This is a genomic window from Flavobacterium sandaracinum (genome assembly GCF_004349135.1).
Lineage (GTDB): Bacteria > Bacteroidota > Bacteroidia > Flavobacteriales > Flavobacteriaceae > Flavobacterium > Flavobacterium sandaracinum.
Genome location: NZ_SMFN01000041.1, coordinates 1 through 5,343 on the forward strand (window position 1 = coordinate 1; position 5,343 = coordinate 5,343).

The 5,343-nt window shown below is 31.3% G+C and carries 6 protein-coding genes and 1 pseudogene; 1 reads left to right on the forward strand and 6 read right to left on the reverse strand.

Annotation, left to right across the window (positions count from 1 at the left end; genetic code table 11):
- Window positions 1–253 (forward strand): annotated as a pseudogene (locus E0F91_RS17305) (group II intron reverse transcriptase/maturase); the annotation flags it as partial.
- Window positions 254–305: 52 nt separating this feature from the next.
- Here the strand turns inward: E0F91_RS17305 and E0F91_RS17310 are convergent.
- From E0F91_RS17310 to E0F91_RS17335, 6 genes are all read right to left on the reverse strand, one after another.
- Window positions 306–986, reverse strand: coding sequence for a hypothetical protein (locus E0F91_RS17310; RefSeq protein ID WP_132067610.1), 681 nt, complete (start codon window positions 984–986; stop codon window positions 306–308).
- A gap of 301 nt (window positions 987–1,287) precedes the next feature.
- Window positions 1,288–1,821: a hypothetical protein gene (locus tag E0F91_RS17315; protein ID WP_132067611.1), complete on the reverse strand. Its 534-nt coding sequence runs from the start codon at window positions 1,819–1,821 to the stop codon at window positions 1,288–1,290.
- A gap of 199 nt (window positions 1,822–2,020) precedes the next feature.
- Window positions 2,021–2,575 carry a hypothetical protein gene (locus tag E0F91_RS17320; RefSeq protein WP_165930161.1) on the reverse strand — a complete coding sequence of 185 codons (555 nt, stop codon included), beginning with the start codon at window positions 2,573–2,575 and terminating at the stop codon, window positions 2,021–2,023.
- A 45-nt stretch (window positions 2,576–2,620) separates the two neighbouring features.
- A complete protein-coding gene (locus E0F91_RS17325; RefSeq protein WP_132067613.1) occupies window positions 2,621–3,460 on the reverse strand; it encodes a DUF4339 domain-containing protein in 840 nt (279 codons plus the stop codon).
- A gap of 163 nt (window positions 3,461–3,623) precedes the next feature.
- Window positions 3,624–4,325, reverse strand: coding sequence for a hypothetical protein (locus tag E0F91_RS17330; RefSeq protein ID WP_132067614.1), 702 nt, complete (start codon window positions 4,323–4,325; stop codon window positions 3,624–3,626).
- A 3-nt stretch (window positions 4,326–4,328) separates the two neighbouring features.
- Window positions 4,329–4,889, reverse strand: coding sequence for a hypothetical protein (locus E0F91_RS17335; RefSeq protein WP_132067615.1), 561 nt, complete (start codon window positions 4,887–4,889; stop codon window positions 4,329–4,331).
- Window positions 4,890–5,343 lie beyond the last annotated feature (454 nt).

Sequence of the window (5,343 nt, forward strand, 5' to 3'; positions counted from 1 at the left end):
GACGGACTGGAAAAAACCCGAACGCAAAAGGAAAAACCTGATGCGACTAGGGATTGACAAAGACCATGCTTATGCTTGGAGCAGAACCAGAAAAGGAGGATGGCGCATTGCTCAAAGTCCAATTCTAACCACTACTATTACCCTACTGCGACTTAAGAAGAAAGGCTATCAATCAATGTTGGAGATTTACATGGAACTCAACCCATCACTTTGCGAACCGCCGTATACGAGAACCGTACGTACGGTGGTGTGAGAGGCGCACTCCGTCAGTTTCTGGCGGAGCCGTCTACTCGATTACCTGCAGGTTATATATTCATTATCTTGTCAATTTTACTTTGAGTATTGTCTACCGTTTTTAGAAAATTTATTAAATCGGGATTTATCCATTCGACAAGACTGTATAGTTTTGTCCTTATATCAATTGCTTCAGAGCAATCAATATTATGAGCGTTAAAACATATTGGTTCACAGTGATTTACTCTATTTCTGAAACTTCGTAAATCATCAAGTTTTGAGTATAGGCTTGCTCTATCTTCTACTGCGGGTTTATTTGGGAATATGTATATAGGCTGACCACCAACTAGTGCATAATGATGTGGTAAAAAGAATGCCAACCAAAAACCAAAATTTTGATCGGATATTATTTTTCCACTTGTAATTGGAATTCCTCTCCGTGTCAAATTATTTTCTGTTTTACGGACTGAACTTCTAAGAAAATTATGAGAACTATTCAAAGAAGGATGACTCATAAAGCCAGATTTTTGATTAATTATCCAATCTGGGTCAGCAAAATGAGTTGACATTTTTAAACAAAGAGCATTTCTTAAAATAACTTCAAATTGGCTCAGAATAGGATGAAATGCTTGAGCTAATCTTATATTTGCATTATATAATCTTTTTGCTCTTTCATTATTATTCGCAGTTGCTGCTAAATAGCGATTATATCTTGGTCTCGATAAATATTTATAGCGTAAATCTTTTTTCATATGTGTTGCAATTTAAATATTTATTTGTAAATTTGCAACATATAGACTTGATAAAGCCTCTTTCCTTCGTGGAAACGTAATTAAGTAAAAGATTAAAAAAAGGGTTCTTAAATTTAAGAGCCCTTTTTATTTTTAGTCCCATCGTGTTGATAACTTGCAGGTAACGTTCTTGCGCTTGGCGAGGTTGGGGAATAAAGATGCGAGATTTTCGGTTAATCACTTTTAATTAAGTACAAAACCAACTTTCCATTAAGCCAATTGTCCAAATCCGTTTTAGTAGCTTGTTGTGTACAGTACTTTTTTAAGTCATCCAAATTCCATATACAGCGATTACTGTCCAAGCTCCGTAAACTTTTTTCAGAAAATATGTACTTCCACTCGCACTGCTTGTAAAGTTCCAGTCCATAACAGAAACAACACAATTTTCGTAATTATTGTCAAAAACAGGTGTGCCTATACAAATTACATTTTGCCTTTTCTTTGTTTTTTCAAATATTTGTTCGATGTCTTTTTTAGTGAAGCATTTATTGCTTTTAATAAAATCAAGGCCGTAATTCAATTCGTTTATTAATTCTGAATTCCAAACTCCATCACTGCTTTTTGCAACGTTTGTTTCAATTTCTTTTAGTATATTTTCAGGGACTTCAAGACCTGCTTCTTGTTTAAACTCTTTTAGGTCAAAAAAAGTTTTATATTTTTCACATTGAACATATATTCCTAATGTACCCTTTCCAATTTGCTCATCAATGATTTTTTTAAAAACGTCAGATTCTGAATTGTTTTGAGAAAAACTCAAAGTTGAAATAGTTAAGAAAAGCAAACAGTAAATTTTCATATTTTTCTTTTTACGATTTTTGGTATTATAGCCTATAACGTTGTGGTACTACAGAGGGTTTGGGACTAAATTAAGCTCATTCTTCGGATTTGCCACCCGAGCGATAGCGAACAGGCGAAGCAAATTATCCCAAATACAAAACCATTTTTCCATAAAGCCAATTGCCAAAATCCGTTGTAGTATCTGTTGTATGCTGTTTTTATTTTACTTCTAAGACATATTGCCGATTACTTTCTTCTTCAAAGTTTTTAAACATTTCTGCTCTAGAATTTATTCTCAAAGTATCTTTTCCATAAATATTAATTTTAGAAATTTGCGTGAATTTAGGTTTTTCACCTAATCCGCCCTCGAAAGCATATTCTTCTTTAGATTTGAGTAAGAAAGTCGCAATATAATTTGTCGAATCAAATTTTATAAGTTTACCACCATTATTAAAACTAATTATTGTAGATTCTTTTAGATGGTTATTATATTTATTTACGGAATCTTTATCAAGAATTATTTCTAAAATTAAGTCTGTTTCCTTAGAATTTCTAAGTTTAGTAATATAAACTCTTTCACAAGAAGAAAGTAGTAGTACAAATAAAAAATTTAATGATAATATGATGTGTTTCTTCATTTCTTCTGTTAAAATAGCATACAACGTCTCGACGCTTTTCGCAGTGGCTTGTGATTCAAGACTGAACTCTCCAAACACAAACCCAATTTTTGCGAACAGCGTTTTTTCCGCAGGAAAAAACCAAGCCCAAGCCATTGAGCAAAACCACAGTTAGTGGCTGGCAAAATATTTATTAATTTTCTATTGTTTATAAAAATATGGATCTTCATTATTTCCACTATTGCTTGGATAATAAAAATTCATTTTATTTGAATATGCTTGTGAGATTTCTAATTGAACTGACGTTCCTCTGTCACTATTTGGTGCTTGTTCGCTCTGTTGAGTTCCTGGCATCACATTGTAAAAAACTACAGTTTCCGTTTTATAAATTCCACCACCATCTTTTATGTAATTTACGTTTACTTTTATTTCGTCCATTTTGCAATCTGTATTATTTGTGAAATTAACTGCTAAATTAAAAATTCCACCAATTTCTCTATATTGATATTGATTTGTTGTTACAGTTAAATATGTTTGCCAATTATTTCTAAAATTCATATTCTTTTTAGTAATTGCTGCATTTATTCTTTGTCTTTCAGTTTCTTCTGCTGAAACAGCAGTATTTTCAGTACCGTCTGCATTATACGAAGGCTCTGAACCATAACTATTCGATTGAGAACTGTTTGAAATAAAACCAATTATTACCAATCCAATCAATATTGCTCCACCAATTAACAGATTTCTTTTTAAATTACTTTTTGGATAATCATTTTGGTGATTGGTATTCTGATTATTATTTGAATAATTATTAAAATTTGGTGGCGTTGATGTAAAATTATTTTGGGTTTGATTTACAAATTTTGGCGGAATAACATTTAGCGGTAAAATCGATTTCAAATCTTCTACTTTTTCTGCTGTTGTCCAATTTTGAATTCCTTCGAACCAAACTGGTGTGTCTTTTTTTATGTTTAATAATTTTAATTGTTCAATATCAAATGGACCTTCTTGGTTTTGTCCATTCATTATGTAAAATTTTTTCATTTAGTATTATTTTATTTTAGGTTTCCTTTTTACTCTAATGTTTCTGACGTGGATTGCTTGCCACTAACGTTCTGGTACTACCCTTTAGATTTGCATAATAAATTATTCGTAAATTTAAATTAACAACCAAATTGCTTGTAGCGAGTGTTAGTGGCTGTGTTTTCTATTGATTCAAATGTTTTCGTATTATTTCGGCTAAATCTTTTAACAATTCGTTATTCACATTTGTACTTAATTGTCTTGTATGAATTACTAATTTAGTTTTGTCTTTATTGTAGTGAAGAAAATACCAATTTCCTGCAGAATAAAATTTCGTTCCAATTTCATCGCCAATATATTCTACTTCAAAAATGTCATTAATTTCCCTGTTGTTCTCGCTGTTAGTTATGTAGTTAGAACAAGCCAAGAGAATTACAGGGAATTTTTGAATAAATTCAGACGCTTTTAAAATCTTTTTTCTACCTGAAATATTTGTTTTGTCGGCTTTTGAAGTAGTCTTTGAAGGTGAATCATTTATTTCAGATGTGAAAATATGATTTAGAAAATCTACTTTGAAATTTTCGGTTTCCTTTTCCAAAATATAGTCAGATAATTTTTGATATTTACTCCAAGTATTTTTGCCCCAACTTTTTCTTAACGGATGTTTTTCGTCAACTTGATATTCTAAAACTTCGCAAGTTCCATTTTCTATATGGTTTTTCCAATCTTTTGCATTGTTTCCATACCATTCAAAACTTTGCAAATCGGTAGTTTCGATAGCGGATTCTTTTCCAATGATTAGAATTTTTGAGTTTGGATTTCCTGTTCCAATGTAAAAATTGTCTATTCCTTTTTCAACGAATTCAATAAAATCTTTTTTGTACATAATTTATCCTGCGTTTAAACCAACAATTATAAATAGAAATAGAAAAACAAAAATTGAAAGAAACAATTTGTATTTGTAAACAAATTGGAATTTCTTGTATTTTGATAAGTTTTTTGTTGCTAGATTTAATCTTTCTGGATTACAATCAATGTATTTTAATTCATAAACACATTGTTCATATTTTGTTAAAACTGCATCAGGAAATTTGTTTCTAATTTTTGCCGTATCTCCTTTATGAATTCCTAACCATTTATTTACTTTAAGTTGTATTTCTAATTCGTGTAAAATTTTAGTTATTTCTTTTTCATTATTAGGAATCTCAATCGCTATGACTTGATTAACTGCATTTATTACAGCCCCATCTAACAAGTATAAATCTTTTTGTTTTAAGTCTTGTTGTTGAAATTCAAGTTTTTTTTGATTTAGTTCATTAGCATTTGCTCTGTTTTGAGAATTAACATTTCGATGTGGTGTCGAATGACTATCTCCAAAAACAAAATTTGAAACTACTTTTCCTGCATCTCTTCCAATTTGTCTTTTCAAAGAATCATACATTTTGCTCATATCTTTATTTTATGTAGTTTTTTTTGCAACATAGCCACCAACGTTCTCGCGCTACAAGCAGTTTAGGATTAAATTAAGCCTTATCTTCGGATTTGCCAAATCTTCCAAATACAAAACCATTTTCAAATTAAGCCTAATCCCCAAATTGCTTGTAGCGTGTGTTGAACTAAACCTTCGGTAGCGCGTGTCCGAAAAAGTAGTACTTTTCAAAGATAACTAAAATCAATTATTATGACTACAAAAAAAAGCATCCTGATGCTTTAAGGGAAAACAAAATCCTTAATCAGGCCATTCGAGAGGTTCCTAATTTTGAGCAGCTCTTGCATCGATTTGAACGTACGATTTCTATTTTAGGCAGAAGCCAAAGCACCTTTTCTAATTATTCCCGGCATGTAGCTGCTATGGCTTTGCATTTTGGAAAAATCCCAACCGAGTTGGATCAAGAGCAAGTACA

Excerpts from the sequence above, each read along its gene's own strand:
- E0F91_RS17310 (WP_132067610.1), bottom strand. The coding sequence starts at position 986 with ATGAAAAAAGATTTACGCTATAAATATTTATCGAGACCAAGATATAAT.
- E0F91_RS17330 (WP_132067614.1), bottom strand. The coding sequence starts at position 4,325 with ATGTACAAAAAAGATTTTATTGAATTCGTTGAAAAAGGAATAGACAAT.
- E0F91_RS17320 (WP_165930161.1), bottom strand. The coding sequence starts at position 2,575 with ATGGCTTGGGCTTGGTTTTTTCCTGCGGAAAAAACGCTGTTCGCAAAA.
- E0F91_RS17335 (WP_132067615.1), bottom strand. The coding sequence starts at position 4,889 with ATGAGCAAAATGTATGATTCTTTGAAAAGACAAATTGGAAGAGATGCA.
- E0F91_RS17315 (WP_132067611.1), bottom strand. The coding sequence starts at position 1,821 with ATGAAAATTTACTGTTTGCTTTTCTTAACTATTTCAACTTTGAGTTTT.
- E0F91_RS17325 (WP_132067613.1), bottom strand. The coding sequence starts at position 3,460 with ATGAAAAAATTTTACATAATGAATGGACAAAACCAAGAAGGTCCATTT.